At 45.9% G+C, this 16,922-nt stretch carries 14 protein-coding genes and 1 pseudogene; 13 read left to right on the top strand and 2 right to left on the bottom strand.

What is annotated here, in order from left to right; genetic code table 11:
• The first annotated feature begins 130 nt into the window (after positions 1–130).
• From MKY24_RS14885 to MKY24_RS14850, 8 genes are all read left to right on the top strand, one after another.
• Positions 131–1,078, top strand: a complete 948-nt coding sequence (locus tag MKY24_RS14885; protein WP_053325635.1) for a GDSL-type esterase/lipase family protein — start codon at positions 131–133, stop codon at positions 1,076–1,078.
• Entirely contained in the window at positions 1,078–2,154 is a 1,077-nt protein-coding gene (locus tag MKY24_RS14880; RefSeq protein ID WP_053325634.1) for an ABC transporter ATP-binding protein, read from the top strand. Before MKY24_RS14885 ends, MKY24_RS14880 begins: the two co-directional genes overlap by 1 nt.
• Positions 2,147–3,136, top strand: a complete 990-nt coding sequence (locus MKY24_RS14875; RefSeq protein WP_023989072.1) for an ABC transporter permease — start codon at positions 2,147–2,149, stop codon at positions 3,134–3,136. The genes MKY24_RS14880 and MKY24_RS14875 overlap by 8 nt, the downstream gene beginning before the upstream one ends.
• A gap of 98 nt (positions 3,137–3,234) precedes the next feature.
• Complete coding sequence (parE, locus tag MKY24_RS14870) at positions 3,235–5,214, top strand: DNA topoisomerase IV subunit B (RefSeq protein ID WP_028540692.1); 1,980 nt, start codon at positions 3,235–3,237, stop codon at positions 5,212–5,214.
• 22 nt (positions 5,215–5,236) lie between these two features.
• Positions 5,237–7,699: a DNA gyrase subunit A gene (gyrA, locus tag MKY24_RS14865; protein WP_013310616.1), complete on the top strand. Its 2,463-nt coding sequence runs from the start codon at positions 5,237–5,239 to the stop codon at positions 7,697–7,699.
• A gap of 275 nt (positions 7,700–7,974) precedes the next feature.
• Positions 7,975–8,445 carry a MarR family transcriptional regulator gene (locus tag MKY24_RS14860; RefSeq protein ID WP_013310615.1) on the top strand — a complete coding sequence of 157 codons (471 nt, stop codon included), beginning with the start codon at positions 7,975–7,977 and terminating at the stop codon, positions 8,443–8,445.
• Between the two features lie 270 nt (positions 8,446–8,715).
• Positions 8,716–9,201: a MarR family transcriptional regulator gene (locus MKY24_RS14855; RefSeq protein WP_053325632.1), complete on the top strand. Its 486-nt coding sequence runs from the start codon at positions 8,716–8,718 to the stop codon at positions 9,199–9,201.
• Positions 9,185–10,687 carry a DHA2 family efflux MFS transporter permease subunit gene (locus MKY24_RS14850; RefSeq protein ID WP_028540693.1) on the top strand — a complete coding sequence of 501 codons (1,503 nt, stop codon included), beginning with the start codon at positions 9,185–9,187 and terminating at the stop codon, positions 10,685–10,687. Before MKY24_RS14855 ends, MKY24_RS14850 begins: the two co-directional genes overlap by 17 nt.
• Before the next feature lie 136 nt (positions 10,688–10,823).
• On the opposite strand, the gene MKY24_RS14845 is transcribed toward MKY24_RS14850, so the two are convergent.
• Positions 10,824–11,570: an RluA family pseudouridine synthase gene (locus MKY24_RS14845; RefSeq protein WP_023989069.1), complete on the bottom strand. Its 747-nt coding sequence runs from the start codon at positions 11,568–11,570 to the stop codon at positions 10,824–10,826.
• A 9-nt stretch (positions 11,571–11,579) separates the two neighbouring features.
• The gene (locus tag MKY24_RS14840; protein ID WP_028540694.1) at positions 11,580–12,443 is read right to left on the bottom strand and encodes a class I SAM-dependent methyltransferase; all 864 of its coding nucleotides are present in this window, start codon (positions 12,441–12,443) and stop codon (positions 11,580–11,582) included.
• Positions 12,444–12,806: 363 nt separating this feature from the next.
• Here MKY24_RS14840 and MKY24_RS14835 point away from each other — a divergent pair.
• The 5 genes and pseudogenes from MKY24_RS14835 to MKY24_RS14815 form a co-directional block, all read left to right on the top strand.
• A pseudogene (locus tag MKY24_RS14835) lies at positions 12,807–12,950 on the top strand (hypothetical protein); the annotation flags it as partial.
• A 107-nt stretch (positions 12,951–13,057) separates the two neighbouring features.
• Positions 13,058–13,516 carry a flavodoxin gene (locus tag MKY24_RS14830; protein ID WP_034095047.1) on the top strand — a complete coding sequence of 153 codons (459 nt, stop codon included), beginning with the start codon at positions 13,058–13,060 and terminating at the stop codon, positions 13,514–13,516.
• A gap of 20 nt (positions 13,517–13,536) precedes the next feature.
• Positions 13,537–14,349, top strand: a complete 813-nt coding sequence (locus MKY24_RS14825; protein WP_053325630.1) for a hypothetical protein — start codon at positions 13,537–13,539, stop codon at positions 14,347–14,349.
• Between the two features lie 357 nt (positions 14,350–14,706).
• A complete protein-coding gene (locus tag MKY24_RS14820) occupies positions 14,707–15,360 on the top strand; it encodes an HlyD family efflux transporter periplasmic adaptor subunit (RefSeq protein WP_023989065.1) in 654 nt (217 codons plus the stop codon).
• A gap of 15 nt (positions 15,361–15,375) precedes the next feature.
• Positions 15,376–16,893 (top strand): DHA2 family efflux MFS transporter permease subunit, encoded by a 1,518-nt coding sequence (locus tag MKY24_RS14815; protein ID WP_023989064.1) that lies wholly within the window; start codon positions 15,376–15,378, stop codon positions 16,891–16,893.
• Positions 16,894–16,922 lie beyond the last annotated feature (29 nt).

The raw sequence follows: 16,922 nt of genomic DNA, 5'->3' as shown, positions 1-16,922 counted from the left end.
AAAGTATAATATTAAGGGTGGCCATTTGCCATCCTTTTTTTGCATGTTCATGGGAAATTATGTGTGACTCTAAGCGTTTATTGCGCTTTTATTCCGAACGGTTTATTTGCAAAATGATATGAGAAGCCTTATGTTTATTTCACTAAGCTATCAGGAGGGAACACGAGTGAATTCATCAAAATGGATTTGGCGGTCTGTCGGTTCCGTTTCCATTGCCGCCACATTGCTATTATTGTACGGATTTATTACAGCAGTACAAAGTATCACGGCTCCAGAGCCAATGGTTAGCACTCAACCTGTGCATTCCGGTTCATCGCAGACACAAACTGCGCCATCCGCTACAAATCAGACGGGAGAGTTTCGGGTAGCTGCCATTGGAGATTCGCTAGCCAAAGGCACAGGGGATGACTCCGGAAGTGGTTTTGTGCGTCGGTCGGTGAGCTTGTTAAATAATCAGGAAGGCCATAAGGCTCAGCTCATAAATAATCTGGGGATTAATGGACTGACGACTCAAGGACTATTGACCAAGCTGGATGAGCCTGGTGTTTCTTATGTGTTGAAAAAGGCTAACGTCATTATTGTCTCGATTGGCGGAAATGATTTATTTCAGGGGGCTCAGGCTGCCCAAACTGGCAAAGAGCCACCTACACTCAGTGGTTTGCGTAAAGCTGTGCCTGATGCCGCCAAACGTCTGCAAAAAGTGCTGACAAAGGTAGGGAAAATCAATCCGAATGCTAAAATTATCTATGTCGGATTATATAATCCATTCAGTGATCTGCAGGAAATGAAAATTCCCGGTAATCTTGTGGTCACAGAATGGAATCTGGCTGCCATGGCAATTACCAACCAAAACAGCAATATGACGCTGGTTCCAACTTTCGATTTGTTCCAGCAAAATTTGCCCGTCTATTTATCTTCCGATCATTTTCATCCAAACGGACAGGGCTATCAGGCAATCGCTGAACGTATCGCGCAAGGGTTTGCAGTTGCAACCACGAAGGATGCCGATAAAGTGGATAATGAACAACAGTCTACAAGTAGCCAACCCGCTGAAGTGAAAAAGGGAGGGAACAAGTAATGAGCATCCAATCTGCTGACAAGACCGGGGCTGGAATAACCCAAAATCCGACATCAAGGGATGCAGTGTCCAGTTTCCATTCCGCCAATCAGGTTGGCAGCGCAGGCAGAGACAGAAGCAATAACGAAACAGTTCTCTCTGTTCAGCACGTTAAGAAACGTATCAAACGCAAAATGATCATTCATGATGTAACATTCGACGTTCGTGCGGGTGAAATTTTCGGATTTCTCGGTCCTAATGGGGCTGGAAAAACGACGACTATTCGTATGCTGGTCGATTTAATTAAGCCTACGGAAGGGACGATTACTGTCTGTGGACATAATGTAAATCGTGACCCTGAGCAGGCTTTGCGGCATATTGGTTCTATTGTGGAAAATCCAGAGGTGTACAGCTACCTGACAGGGTGGGAGAATTTAGAGCATTTTGCCCGTATGCAGCCTGGTGTAGACGAGCCGCGTATCCGCGAAGTCGTTGAGCTTGTTCGGCTCGATCGCCGTATCCATGATAAAGTAAGTACGTATTCTCTCGGAATGCGCCAGCGTCTTGGTATAGCCCAAGCCTTGCTTGGTAGACCGAAATTGCTCATTTTGGATGAACCGACGAACGGGTTAGACCCCAAGGGGATCAAGGAAATGAGAGCTTTTATCCGTTTGCTAGCGGCAGAAGGCATGGCTGTATTTGTTTCCAGCCATTTGCTCAGCGAAATCCAGCTGCTATGTGATCGGGTGGCAATTATAAGTCGGGGAAAGGTGCTAGCTGTAGGTGGTGTACGGGAATTGGTTGATACGCACTCGCACATGGCCGTATGGCAACTGGAGCCTCGTGATCAGGGTCTTGCCATATTGCAAAATTCTCCGCATGTGCAAATAATTACGAACGCCGATGAATTAATTGATGACAGCATTGTGGCAGGCAGCGGAGCCGATGCAATTTTTACAGAAATGGATGAAGAGCATATTGCGGAGCTGGTGACACAAATGACGGCTTCCGGTATTTCCGTTAAAGGTGTAACCAAAATCAATCCTACACTGGAGCAGCTATTCCTGAAAATGACGGAAGGTGAGATACTTGAATAACATTTTACCGCTCGTACAAAATGAAACGCTCAAAATTATCAAGAAGAAACGATTTTATGTCATTTTACTTGTTTTACTTGTGCTTGTGCCGATTTTTACGTACGCTCAGATGAAAGTGGCAGAAAACAATCGCGAAAAATTCGGCAATGATTGGCGACTCGAACTGCGTCAGGCGATTACCGATAATCAAAACTCGCTGGGAAGTGACCGGGTTCCCGAGGAATGGAAGACCTACCGTCGGGTCTTTGTGCAGCAGATGCAATATTATTTGGAAAATGATGTGAATCCTAATGAGCCGAGTGGTGTCACCTTTACCAGAGAGTTTATGGATAATTCCATTAATCTGTTCGTTCCGCTGTTGATTATGGCCATTGCCTCCGACTTGGTTTCTGGAGAACGGACGACAGGCACGATAAAAATGTTGCTGACTCGCCCAGTCAGGCGGTGGAAAATACTGCTGAGCAAGCTGCTGACATTGTATATGTTCGTCTCGCTCATCATTTTAGCTGTATTTGTAATTAGCTATCTGATATCAGGCTTGTTTTTTGGTTTTCGCGGTTTTAATGTTCCGGTATTTACCGGATTTCAAATTGTTGGATCGACGGTGGATTTGTCTGCTGTACACGCGATTCCACAATGGCATTATCTGATGCTGCAAGCCGGATTGATCTGGTTCGTCAGTCTTGTGGTAGCTTCGTTAGCCTTCATGGTATCTGTCCTGGTACGAAGTACGGCGGCAAGTATCGTGGTCATGATGGCTGCACTTATTTCGGGCACTATTTTGACAAACATGGCTTCATCTTGGCAGAGTGCTAAATATTTATTTATGGTTAACCTCGAATTAACCGATTATTTATCTGGAAGCCCCGCCCCCATTGAGGGAATGACCTTACCCTTTTCTTTAGCTGTACTGGGCATTTGGGGGGCTGCGGCATTGATTGTTTCATTCGCCGTCTTTACGAAACGGGATATATTGAATTAAAATGGACAAGGTAAAAGAAAACATCTGTTTGCATTTTTGGTGAAAATCATCAAGAATAAGGCAAAACACGGTTACGATTAGACAAAGGGGGAGCATGAATGGTCGACAAAATCGACTTGTCTGCGGGAGTGTCCGGCACACAAAGCGGAGCTTCGGAATATGGCGCGGACGACATTCAAGTGCTCGAAGGGCTTGTGGCAGTTCGCAAACGGCCGGGCATGTACATCGGGAGCACCAGTTCTTCGGGGCTGCATCATTTGGTATGGGAAATTGTAGACAACGCGGTGGATGAACATCTCGCCAAGTTTTGCTCTCGCATTGATATTACAATGCATAAGGACGGTTCCGTTACAGTATCAGACAACGGGCGCGGTATTCCTACGGGAATGCACAAAACGGGAATTCCTACGCCTCAGGTTGTATTCACCATTTTGCACGCCGGAGGTAAGTTTGGCGGTTCGGGATATAAAAAATCCGGGGGTCTGCACGGTGTAGGTGCGTCTGTAACGAACGCTCTTTCGGAATGGCTTGAAGTAGAAATTTACCGGGACGGCAAGATTCACCGTCAGCGGTTTGAATATTGGCAGGACAAGAAGGGCGTGGAGCATGTCGGGGAACCGACCACAGGCCTTGAAGTGCTGGGCAATACTAACAAGACGGGCTCGAAAATTACATTTAAACCGGATATTCGTGTTTTTCAGGCAGGCATTCATTTTAACTACGATACGTTGGCTGAGCGCCTTCAGGAAATTGCTTTTCTAAATTCGGGCCTTCGTATTCAACTTAAAGACGAACGCAGCGGAAAGTCAGATGAGTATTTTTATGAGGGTGGCGCAAGTCAGTTTGTTGCTTTTCTGAATGAGGGCAAGGATGTGCTGCATGACGTTATTCACTTTAATGCCGAGAAAGAAGACATTGAAGTAGAGATTGCCATCCAGTACAATGCGGGTTATACAGAGACGATCGCTTCGTTCGTTAACTCCATTCCGACACGTGGCGGAGGTACGCATGAAACGGGATTCAAAACCGCTTACACTCGTGTCATGAACGACTATGCCCGGAAAACGGTGATGTTGAAAGAAAAGGATAAAAACTTGGAGGGCAACGATCTACGTGAGGGCATGATGGCTGTAATCAGTGTCAAGATGGCTGAAGTTGAATTTGTCGGCCAGACAAAGGATCAGCTTGGTAGCGCTTCGGCACGGAGTACAGTGGATGCCATCGTATCTGAGCAGATGCAGCGTTTTTTAGAAGAAAATCCGCAGATAGCACAAACTTTGATCAAGAAGGCAGTTCAAGCATCCAGAGCACGTGAAGCTGCACGTAAAGCTCGGGATGAAATGCGTTCCGGTAAAAAGCGCAGTGAAAGTTCCAATTTGAATGGTAAACTATCGCCTGCGCAGTCCAAGGATTTTACACGTAATGAGTTGTTTATTGTGGAAGGCGATTCGGCTGGAGGATCAGCCAAGCAGGGACGGGATTCCAAAATTCAGGCCATATTGCCGCTAAAGGGCAAGCCGATGAATCCGGAAAAATCCAAACTGGCGGATATTATGAAGAATGATGAGTACCGTGCTATTACAGCAGCTATCGGTGCGGGAGTAGGAACAGAGTTTTCGCTGGAAGACAGCAATTATTCCAAAATCATCATTATGACCGATGCAGATACAGATGGTGCGCACATTCAAGTGCTGTTGTTGACGTTCTTTTATCGGTACATGAAAGAGCTTATTGATGCAGGACGCATATTTATTGCTCAACCGCCATTGTATAAAATAACTCGAAAGTCGGGTAAGCTCGAAACGGTGCGTTATGCTTGGACTGACGAGCAACTTGATAATTATTTAAAAGAATTTGGACGAAATTTTGAGCTTCAGCGCTATAAAGGACTTGGGGAAATGAACCCTGATCAGTTATGGGAAACAACGATGAATCCCGATTCACGCACCTTGCTACGCGTTCAGATAGAGGATGCAGCCAAGGCTGAACGCAGGGTGTCCACTTTGATGGGTGATAAGGTGGATCCGCGCAAGCGCTGGATCGTGGAAAACGTAGATTTTACGGAATACGTAGAGTAGTGCTATCAAAAGAGGTGTATACATGAGCTTATCGGAGCAGTTTTTGCCAGCTTTTCTGGAGGAAGTGGTCGGTGACCGCTTTGGCCGATATTCCAAATATATTATTCAGGATCGGGCGATACCCGACGTACGGGACGGATTAAAACCCGTACAACGTCGTATTCTTTATGCAATGTACGATTCGGGCAATACGCCGGATAAAGCATATCGTAAATCGGCCAAAACCGTTGGGGACGTTATGGGTAATTACCACCCCCACGGTGACTCGTCGATATACGATGGCATGGTACGGATGGCGCAGCCTTGGAAAATGAGTCACGTGCTGGTGGACGGTCACGGTAACTGGGGCTCCCAGGATGATGATCCGGCGGCAGCTATGCGTTATACGGAGGCTCGCTTGTCTCCGATCGCAATGGAAATGCTGCGCGATATTGAAAAGCGTACGGTTTTGTTCAAGGACAATTTTGATAACTCGGCCAAAGAGCCCGTTGTGTTGCCGTCTCGTTATCCAAATTTGTTGGTGAACGGTTCCAGTGGGATCTCGGCGGGATTTGCGACAGAGATCCCTACACATAGTTTACGCGAAGTTATTGATGCCAGCATTGCGGTGATGGAAAAGCCAGAGATTGAGCTGGAAGAGATTATGACCTTTATCAAAGGTCCTGATTTCCCGACTGGCGGACTCATTATGGGTGGCGAAGGCATCAAGGACGCTTACCGCACGGGAAAAGGACGTATTTATATTCGTTCCAAAACGGAAATTCAGTCCTTGCGCGGAGGTAAGCAGCAGCTAGTCATTACCGAAATCCCATACCAGATCGTCAAATCAAGGCTCGTAACCGCCATGGAGAATATCCGTCTGGAGAAAAAGGTGGAAGGGATTGCCGAGGTTCGTGACGAAAGCGGACGAAATGGTTTGCGCATTGTTGTGGAGCTGAAGAAGGAAGCCGATGCGGAAGGGATTTTAGCTTATTTGCTGAAAAAAACCGACCTACAGGTGGCATATAACTTCAACATGGTAGCTATTGTGAACAAAGCGCCACATCAGCTTGGGCTAAAGTCCATTTTGGAAGCGTATATCGCCCATCAACGCGAAGTTGTCACTCACCGTATCCAGTATGAACTGGAAAAGGCAGAGGATCGTGCCCATGTGCTGGAAGGTTTGGTCAAGGCGCTGAACATTCTGGATGAGGTCATCGCAGCCATTAAAGCTTCCAAAAATCGCCAGGACGCGCAAAATAATTTGCAATGGATGTTTGGTTTTAGCGAACGTCAGGCAGATTCTATTTTGACTTTGCAGTTGTATCGTCTCACCAATCTGGAAATCACCACGCTTGAAAAAGAACTGGGTGACATCCAGAAAAAAATCGCACAATATCGTTCTATTCTGGAAAGTGATCGCAAGCTGATCAGCCTGATTCGCAAGGAACTGTTGGAAATTCGTGAAAAGTACGGCATTGACCGTCGTTCAGATATCCAGGGCGAGGTAGAAGAGATTAAGGTGAACCTGGAAGTCATGGTGGGAGCAGAGGATGTGCTGCTGACACTCTCAAAAGATGGCTATGTGAAACGTACAAGTATGTTGTCATTCACTCGTTCAGGCGGGGAACGTTCAAGTTCTGGTGTTAAAGAAGGGGATTACGTTACCCAATTGCTTGATGTGAATACGCTGGACATATTGCTCGTCTTCACCCAGCGCGGACAATACTTTTTATTACCTGTACATCAGGTGCCAGAGTATAAGTGGAAAGAGCCGGGCACTCCAATTGTCAACGTCATTCCGTTATCGAAGGAAGATCGTATCGTAAGTGTCATCCCGCTCAAAAACATCGAGGAAATTGGCAAAAGCCTGGTATTTGTAACAAAGAAGGGCCAAGTAAAGCGTACAGAATTGAAAGAATATGCTACAAAACGTTCCAGTGCCGTAGCCGCCTGCAAAGTAGCAGGGGACGATGAGGTGTTATCGGTAACGTTAAGCGAGGGTACCCGGGATATTATGCTGATTACCCGCGCGGGTATGAGTATACGCTTCAAGGAGCAAGAGGTTAATGCGATGGGGCGCGTCTCGGCTGGTGTCAAAGGTATACAGCTAGCCGAAGGCGATGAAATTATCGCGGCGTTGTGGGTAGAAGAGGATGAAGGAGAAGTGTTGGTGCTGACCGAGTCCGGTTATGGTAAGCGTACGCTTCTGCTGGATTATCCTACACAGGGAAGAGGCGGCAAAGGTATCACCACCTTTGAGTTCAAGGAAGGCAAACGAGTACGTTCGAATGGAACTCGAATCGTGGCTGCCTTCTATTGCCGTGAAGCTGTTCAATTATTTGCAATCACAGCAGAAGGACAAACGATGTCCTTCCTTTCGGAAAAGGCTCCTTTGACCGACCGAAAGGATACAGGCAAGCTGCTAGCTCCAGTGGAGAAGAAGGACGAAATTGTGAATGTGCTGCTGCGTAGTGAGCCGCAAGCTTCTCAGTCCATAGAATAATAGGAAAGTCAAGCGCTTTTTAGCTCGAAAAAGAGAGGTCCTCTCGTGCCATTCCGGCACGAATGAGGACCTTTTTGCCGTCATGCTGTCGAACCCTGACCAGCCTTCAAAACCGAGGTGAGACTTCCTTCCCCTTTTCATTTCGTGCTCCAAAAACGGCAGGAAACCGGGGCTGAATGGCGAAAATTTAATGTGATGAAATACAATCCGGACGGTGGCCCATACGGTAACTTTGATGCTTTTACTGACCCTGTTATTTAAAGGAGTGAGGCAAAATGCAAACGACCGAATTTGCGAAAATCTGGTCCAGAATGGCTAAGGATTATAAGGTTCATATGGAGCAGCAGCTGGCTCCATCACTAACGGAAGCTCAACTTACGGTGCTGGAGGTTTTGAACGAATACGGCCGTATGAAACCGTCTCAACTAATCCCATATCTCGCCACCACACCAGCCGCGGTTACGATGCTGCTGGATCGGATGGAGCGGAATCGACTGGTCACCCGTTTCAGAGACGTAAAGGACCGTAGAATTGTATGGATTGTTATCTCGGATCAAGGGAGAGAAGAAGTAGAGCGTGGATTGCGAATCCGGGATGATTTTCTGGGTTCTGCACTAAACCGAATTTCTCAGCACAATCAAAATTTGCTGGTTTATTTGTTGGGGAAAATTACAACGAAGGCGAAAACTTCAGTAATGACAAGTGAGGCTGAGGGAGTAAAGGAACCAATAGAGCGAGCAGAATAACTAGAATGGCGGCTACATGAAAAGTAGCTGTACGCAGCAGATTATCATTTTAAGGTAAGTAGGAGTGCGCGGATGTAAATACCTATCGTGGTATTCATACCGCGCTTTTTTGTGTTGAAGTATAGGTGATATTTGGGTGAATGTTGACATTTACATAAGAGATGATAAAATAATAGTTATGAATAAATAACATTTCGTATGCAAATAGTTTCTAGTATATGTATATGTATATGGATTGTCAATTGGATATTAGAAAGAAGGATGGTTCCAGTGAGTGATAGAGAGGAAGACAGACTTGAGGTGTACCGGATTATTCAATCGGTAAGGGAGGTTAACAAAACGATATTTTATTCCTTCTGGAATGAGGAGCAGCATTTGGATCTGACGGCCATTCAGCATATGGCTTTGGCAATTCTGAATAAACGCCCCAACATCGGATTATCCGAGCTGGCAGACATAGCGCATGTGGGAAGCAGCTCTATGAGTGGGGTAGTTGACCGCTTGACCAAGGCGGGATATATTGCTCGCGGACGGCATGAGCATGACCGTAGATCCTTAGTGCTGACGCTTACGCCGGAAGGAAAAGATATCATGCAAAAAGTAGACGCCATGTGGATGGAGCGCGTCTTGCCCATTCTGGACATCCCGAAGGAGCAGCTAGAGATGGTTCTGGATATCCATAAACAAATGATCATGAAATTAACACCGAAGGGAATGGATCAACTTGAGCAGTCCTCAAATGACACTACCAGGTAATGTACGCAGAGCACCCATTGTGGCCGCTCTGTTGATTGGCGCGATTGTAGCGATATTAAATCAGACGTTGATCAGTGTGGCTTTACCGAAAATGATGAGTGATTTGAATATAGATGCCAATATAGCTCAGTGGCTTAGTACGGGCTTTATGCTCGTGAATGGGGTATTGATCCCGGTGACCGCGTTCTTGATTGCCCGTTTCTCCACTCGTAAATTGTTTATTAGCGCGATGACTATTTTTTCAATAGGCACGCTGTTATGTGCTGTAGCTCCAAGCTTCAGCATATTGCTGATCGGTCGGCTTATTCAGGCCGCGGGAGCAGGTATCATGATGCCCTTAATGATGGTGGTTATCTTGAACATCTACCCAATAGAGCGTCGTGGCCGGGCGATGGGAACCTTGGGGATTGCGATGGGTTTTGCTCCAGCCATTGGGCCAACCTTATCCGGTTATATAGTACAGCATTATGACTGGCGGGTTTTGTTCTGGATCATCCTGCCGATTTCAGTGATTTCGATTGTGATCGGATTTATTTTTCTGAAAAATGTAACGGAGCAGTCCAAGCCAAAGCTGGACATTCCCGGCATCATTTTGTCTACGCTCGGTTTCGGTGGAATATTATACGGCTTTAGTGATGCAGGAACATCGGGTTGGGGAAGTATTCCGGTCCTGTCTACGCTTATCGTTGGGACTATTGCGCTTATTTTGTTTATTGTTCGCCAACTGAAGGCAGATGAGCCTATGCTGGAGTTCCGTATCTTTAAATACGATGTGTACAGCTTGACGACAATCATTAACGTGATTGTGACGATGGCTTTGTACGCCGGTATGATATTGCTTCCGATTTATTTGCAAAATATTCGGGGTTTTACACCGCTCCAGTCCGGTATGCTAATGTTACCGGGAGCGATTCTGATGGGGCTCATGTCTCCTGTAACGGGGGCTATTTTTGACCGAATCGGAGCACGCTGGTTGTCTGTAATTGGCTTGCTGATCATGGCTATAACGACTTGGGAGTTTACACGGTTGACCGAAACAACCACCTATATGACACTGTTAATCAATTATACGGTGCGGATGTTCGGGATGTCGTTGCTGATGATGCCGATCCAAACAGCCGGGTTGAATCAGCTTCCGCAACGATTGAATGCACATGGTACGGCGATGAGTAACACGCTGCGTATGATTTCTGGCTCGATTGGGACGGCAATTCTGGTGACAGTGATGTCAACACAGAGCAGCAACCGTTTGACATCGATTGTTACATCTGAGGGACTGACCGTGACGGATAAAGCGGGGATGCTGGCTGCAGGCAACCAAGCTACAATTTATGGGATTAACTCGGCTTTTATCATTGCAACAGTGTTGAGTGTGGCCGCTCTGATTTTAGCGTTTTTCATCAAAAATACGAATGCACAAAACGCCCATCCCCGTCAACAGCTGGTAAACAGCAAGAAGGGACAGTCCGTGGCTTCCTCGTCATAAAAGGATGAGATGACGCATTAATTTAATTTTCTGCAAAAAAAGAACCTGCAATGCATGTTTGTTTACATGCGTTGCAGGTTCTTTGTGCAAATGGGGTTGAAGATGTTGATATCCAGATAGGGCAGGGCTTTCCGGTTCAAATTTCAGACGTAATCATGTTCTCATAAAGCGACCGGGGCCATTCATTCCATGGAAATTGGACTGGAGGTAACGAGTGAAATCTCATATCGTCCTTGCTAACCGGATGCGGTGCTCCAGCGAGTAAGGACCAGAGCGCGAGCTGTTGACCGGGCCGGCTCAGATTACCGCCATATTTTTGGTCACCGTAGAGGGGACAGCCGATCGCCTGCATTTGCACACGAATTTGGTGTGAGCGTCCGGTGTGCAACTTAATCTGCACGAGACTGAGTCCATCTGCTTGTCCGATCATGCGGTACTCCAAAATGGCTTCCTTCGCACCAGCCGTGCCAGGCCGAACCGCTTGAACCGTGTTGGTACGGCTATCCTTTAGCAGATAATGGGTTAGACGGCCCTGTGGGGCCGTAGGAACGCCATTCAGAACTGCTGTATACAGTTTGTGAAAATGACGACTTCGAACCGACTCAGACAGGCGAGAAGCAGCTTTGGACGTCTTAGCAAAAATCATGGCTCCACCTACAGGCCGATCCAGTCTGTGAACTAAACCCAAAAAAACGTTACCAGGCTTATTGTGTCTAATTTTTAGATCTTCCTTGAGTAAAGACAACAGATCAGGATCACCACTGGCATCCTCTTGCGTTGGAACATTGACAGGCTTTACAACCGCCAAAACATGATTGTCCTCATAGAGGACAGGAATATTCGGCTGTGCATGCTCATGCCGGGTAAGTTCATTTTGAGTCATAAGAGGAATTTAAGCCTCCCAGCGTCCGAGAATACCACAAGGCAAATTCAATCCCGAGCGTGTGATCGGCAATCCAATTTCACCAGCGCTAATTTGGCCGCCGTACTTTTGTTGCATGGTCATGCTCAGCATGTTGCGCAATACAGTAGGCGAAATACCTGTAGTATAAGAGTTAATCAGCATGAACAGCGGTTGATCTGAAATAATGCTCATGCAGGATTCGAGAAACGGGTATAAGCTTTCTTCAAGCTTCCAAGTTTCTCCGTTTGGTCCGCGTCCGTAAGAAGGAGGGTCCATAATAATGGCATCATAACGGTTGCCCCGACGTTGTTCTCGTTGCACGAACTTGAATACGTCGTCCGTAATGAAGCGTACCGGACGGTCAGCCAGACCGGACAATTGAACGTTTTCCTTTGCCCACTGCACCATGCCTTTGGCGGCATCCACGTGAACTACACTAGCTCCAGCATACGCAGCAGCAGTCGTGGCTCCTCCCGTGTATGCAAACAGGTTCAGTACGGAAATTGGTCTGCCTGCGCCTTTGATTTTATCCATCATCCAGCTCCAGTTCGCTGCTTGCTCTGGAAAAAGACCGGTATGCTTGAAGCTGGTCGGTTTAATGTGGAATTTAAGCGGTCCATAGCTAATTGTCCAGCGCTCGGGGATAGGTTTTTTCATATCCCAGTTGCCACCACCGGAGGAACTACGGTGGTAATGTCCATGAACATTACGCCATTCGGCTGTTTCCTGGGCCAAAGGCCATATGATTTGCGGATCGGGACGACGCAGGACAATATCACCCCAACGTTCCAGTTTTTCACCACCGCCTGTATCCATTACTTCATAGTCTTTCCATTCTTGTGCTACATACATGTACAATCCATCCTTCAGCAGTCAATTCAGGATTCAGGCAGCAAGCTGCACAGAAATCCCCATATGGAGTCTATTGTACAACAAACCTCAGCAACAATCGAATGATTACATAAATAAGTAAGTAGTCAAATGGTCCAAAATATTTTTTCTAGGATGCACTTGTAATTATAGCGCTTCCATATTAAAATGAAATCAATCCCACTTGTACGTACAACCATCCGTTTTTTATCATAATAATGAAAGACGGAATGGATTGTACGTACATAATATTTTTTATCAACACAGCTGAAGTTCCACTTAATTAAACACAAACTGCCTAAACTGCCTGTAGCCAGCGTTTTGTGGTAGACGAAGCCTTCGTTCGAAGCTTCTGCCGAAGCGTGGATTCATGTTGGCGGAACGCATTATAAGGTAATGACCTATGTTGTAACTAATAATTTGTTTATCCATAGAGTTTATCTGCCAACAGCCGCATGTAATGCGGCTGTTTTGCGTATATTTCCATAAGATTAAAGCTAGTTTTTGAAATTAACATTTGACAATGAGAATCATTATCAAATATTATTTGAGTAACAGGGAGTGAAAGCATCCCATATTTCAAATAAAGGTGAGGGATGAACTTGGGTAAAATCATGATTGCTTATGCCAGTTTGACAGGTAATACAGAGGAAATCGCGGAATTGATCGCCGAGGGCGTCCGTCAGGCAGGGCACGAGGCGGAGTTGAAGGCTTCGTATGATTGCAGCGCGCAAGAACTGCTCGCATATGACGGGTTCCTACTGGGTGTATATACATGGGGAGATGGTGAGCTTCCTGATGAATTTTTGGATTTTTACGAGGAACTAGACGAGCTTGATTTGTCTGGTAAAAAGACCGCAGTATTTGGCAGTGGAGATACATCTTATACGCAATTCTGTGGCGCAGTGGACTTGGTAGAGGAAAAAGTCAAAGAACGCGGCGCATCGGTCATTCAGGAGAGTCTGAAGATTGAATTTAATCCATTGGATGATGATAAGGAGAATTGCCGAGCTTACGGAAGACAATTTGCACAGGCGGGTATTGGGGTGTCCTGAGAAGAGAGTGAGGGATAGGTATGCGCAATAGCGATGGCTTAAGCGCCTTTCCTCTTCTGCACGACTATCAGCTTGAGGAGATGTGGAGAACTCCACAGCCAATTCGTCAATCACAGAGGAAAAGAGGGCGTGAGGGTTGGAATTGGCGGCAACGGGTTCAATATGCAATAGGGCATGCGCTGAACGAATACTTTGGAATGGAAGTAGAGGTGCGGCGGGAAGTCCCTGTCCAGTATGTGCTGGAGAAATGGTGGCCCAAGCAGTCAGACAGCTTTGAATCTTTGTTCCATTATTGGGATGTCAAAAATAAAGTGTCAGGTGAGTTGTCAAAAATTTGTGGCTTAAATAATGACTTGCTGGTACCTGTAATGCTGTATGAACAATTTTGTACGTCTGTGCCTGAGTTAGAGGTCAATATTTCGCTTATTGTTCAGGCTGCTTGGCAACTATCAGCAGAAGCAGATTCCCTGCTCATTCAAAAGTACATCGTTGACTATAACCCTAACGTTATTAGTACGTTCCAACATATGACAAATGTATTTTGTTATTATGCATTTGGAGCTCTTCCTCAGCTTATTGAGGTATATTGTCTGCTAGAAGGCAAGAAGGTCCGTTTCATTCCGGGACCTTCTTCTTTACAGCAATCTCTGGATTACGTGCTGCTATTACGGGATTCCAAAGAGTATGTACATGGGACAACAGAACGCTGCCGTTGCGGGGGTTGCATGGAAAAGCAAGCTTCTCAAGGGAATAGAATGAATAGGAACACGAAGGAAGGGCAGGGGGCGAAAAACTGCAAACAACGGTCAGCTGTACCTACGCCTTTCTCATAACGTTACTGTGTAACCCTTTAATTGTAAACTATCCCTTTTCGTGAAAGAGCCTTGGAAACAAGGCTCTTTTTTATGAAAAAAAATTATGAAAAAACTGAAAATTTATGTTGCCTGAATAGATAAATATATCTATAATATTTCAATGTACAATAGTTATATGAAAATATTTAAATATAAAAAGACGGTTTGTGGATCATGGATCAGATTGTCCTATGTACATAAAGTTAGTCCTGTCTTTTGCATGGAATGTTGCCATGTGTTTATTTACGTTCTCTATTTGGTTTAATGGCCTAATATTTCAATTTTAAAATATTAGCGTTGAATAATAAAATTTTTTGGACAACAGGGGTGGAAGAAGTGAGTAAGAAAACTGTATTGCCAATCCTCATTGTACTGCTCATTCTGAGCGGTGGAGCTATTGGCTACTATTATTGGTATCAGGCAACACACTTTGTTAAAAGTGACGATGCGCGCATTCAAGCCGATCAATATAAGGTAATGCCGCAAATCTCCGGAGAAATTAGCCACATTGATGTGGAAGAAGGAGATGTTGTTCAGCGTAACGAACCGATTGCCGAGCAGGATGTATCGGGGCTGGATGCGAGTATGATCAGCAAGTCCGTACTGCGCGCGCCGATCAACGGAACCGTTATTAAGATTTATTCGAAAGAGCATGAAATCGGATCGCCGGGTAGTGCTGTTGCAACTATGGTGGATATGAACAGCTTGTACGTATCCACGAACATTGAAGAAACCGATATTAACCGTATTAAACCAGGACAGCTTGTTGATATTACGCTTGATGCAGCAGGTGACCAGGTGATTCAGGGTAAAGTTCGTAAAGTGGGCGAAGCCTCCAACGCCGTGTTCTCACTCGTTCCTGCAGTGAACACAAGTGGTAACTTTAACAAGGTGACTCAGCGTGTGCCTGTAGAGATTGCTGTGAACAAGCCGAAGGATATGAAGCTTATCCCTGGAACGAACGTGGAAGTAAAAATTCATACACCTTAAAAAGGAGGGGTCCATGTGGCTGCCAATGATATTGCTGCTGCTCCTTCGACAGATTCTTCCAAAGAACGCTGGCTTGCCTTTTTCGCTATCGTTTTAGGCGCCTTTGTCGCCATTCTGAACAACAGTCTGATCAATGTCGCCATTCCTAGATTGACGACGGATTTAGGATCTACGACGACACGTATTCAGTGGGTTATTACAGGTTACACGCTTGCATCTGGTGTAATTGTACCGATTACCGGATATATGGAGCAGCGCCTCGGATACAAAAAGTTTTTGATTCTTGCGCTCAGCGTGTTTTCGCTGGGAACGGGAATATGTATTTTTGCATGGAGTGATTCTTCCCTGATCGCAGCACGGGTGCTGGCTGGTCTGGGCGGTGGTGTTATTATGCCGCTGAGTATGACGATTATTTACAAAATTATGCCGCGTGAACAAATCGGTATGTCCCTTGGTATATGGGGGATCGCCGCAATGGCAGCGCCGGCTGTAGGGCCTACGCTCAGCGGATATTTAATTGAGTGGTTTAACTGGCGGTTCTTGTTTATTGTCAGTGTGCCAGTTGCTTTATTTGCAATTTTAATGGTTATTCTTCTAATCAAAGAACCGCCTAAAGTAGAGCCGAAGCCGTTTGATCTACCGGGCTTTTTGCTGGCCGCAACTTGTGCCGGAACACTTTTGTACGCACTGACAAACGGACAGCGTGATGGCTGGACTTCTTTTGGAATTGTATCCTTGCTGTTTGTTGCTTTCTGGGCACTTGTTTTTCTGATCTATGTAGAAAGCGGGAAGGATAATGCGGTAATTGAAATCTCATTATTCAAGAATTCAAAATATACGATTAGTGTTATTGCTTCCAGTCTGGTCATGATGGGGATGTACGGAGGAACGTTCCTAACACCGTTGTTTTTGCAAAATATCCAGCGTGTGTCACCGATTGATACCGGTATTATCCTCATTCCACAGGCCATTGCCATGGCGGCTATGATGCCTATTGCCGGGAAGCTGTTCGATAAGTTCGGCATTGTGCCTTTGGGACTTGTGGGCCTGACGCTAACCAGCTTTATGACCTATCATCTTCACCAGCTTACGCCAGATACTTCGCATGCCTGGTTGGAAACCGTAATGGCATTACGGGGTCTGGGAATTGGTATTTGCATGATGCCATTGTCCACGGTCGGCATGAATGCCGTTCATCCGAGCAAGGTAGCCAATGCGTCTACAGCGTCCAATCTGGTACGTACTGTGGCTGCATCTATGGCGATTGCGGTGCTAACCGCCATTATGCAAAGCCGTTCGGCTGCTCATGCCCAGCAAATTTCGGAGTCCATTACACCAGACTCGGCTCATACGCTACAAGCGACATTGGGCAGCTCATGGATGTCATCCATAAGTAGTTTAATCACACTGGATGCTACATCAAGAGGAATTGGGGATACGTTCCTCATTTCATCCATACCGCTGTTTTGCACGATTCCACTAATCTTTTTGTTTATTCAGAGGAAGAAAGCAAAGACACAGCCGGAAGCATAACCAAAGAACTATAAAATACGACTGGATGG

The sequence above is a fragment of the Paenibacillus sp. FSL P2-0322 genome (genome assembly GCF_037975315.1).
GTDB lineage: Bacteria > Bacillota > Bacilli > Paenibacillales > Paenibacillaceae > Paenibacillus > Paenibacillus polymyxa_B.
This window is presented reverse-complemented; position numbering and strand designations above follow the sequence as displayed.

Coding starts and splice junctions, on each gene's coding strand:
- MKY24_RS14830 (WP_034095047.1), top strand. CDS start 13,058: ATGAACTTGGGTAAAATCATGATTGCTTATGCCAGTTTGACAGGTAAT.
- MKY24_RS14845 (WP_023989069.1), bottom strand. CDS start 11,570: ATGACTCAAAATGAACTTACCCGGCATGAGCATGCACAGCCGAATATT.
- MKY24_RS14825 (WP_053325630.1), top strand. CDS start 13,537: ATGCGCAATAGCGATGGCTTAAGCGCCTTTCCTCTTCTGCACGACTAT.
- gyrA (WP_013310616.1), top strand. CDS start 5,237: ATGAGCTTATCGGAGCAGTTTTTGCCAGCTTTTCTGGAGGAAGTGGTC.
- MKY24_RS14860 (WP_013310615.1), top strand. CDS start 7,975: ATGCAAACGACCGAATTTGCGAAAATCTGGTCCAGAATGGCTAAGGAT.
- MKY24_RS14880 (WP_053325634.1), top strand. CDS start 1,078: ATGAGCATCCAATCTGCTGACAAGACCGGGGCTGGAATAACCCAAAAT.
- MKY24_RS14885 (WP_053325635.1), top strand. CDS start 131: ATGTTTATTTCACTAAGCTATCAGGAGGGAACACGAGTGAATTCATCA.
- MKY24_RS14850 (WP_028540693.1), top strand. CDS start 9,185: ATGACACTACCAGGTAATGTACGCAGAGCACCCATTGTGGCCGCTCTG.
- parE (WP_028540692.1), top strand. CDS start 3,235: ATGGTCGACAAAATCGACTTGTCTGCGGGAGTGTCCGGCACACAAAGC.
- MKY24_RS14840 (WP_028540694.1), bottom strand. CDS start 12,443: ATGTATGTAGCACAAGAATGGAAAGACTATGAAGTAATGGATACAGGC.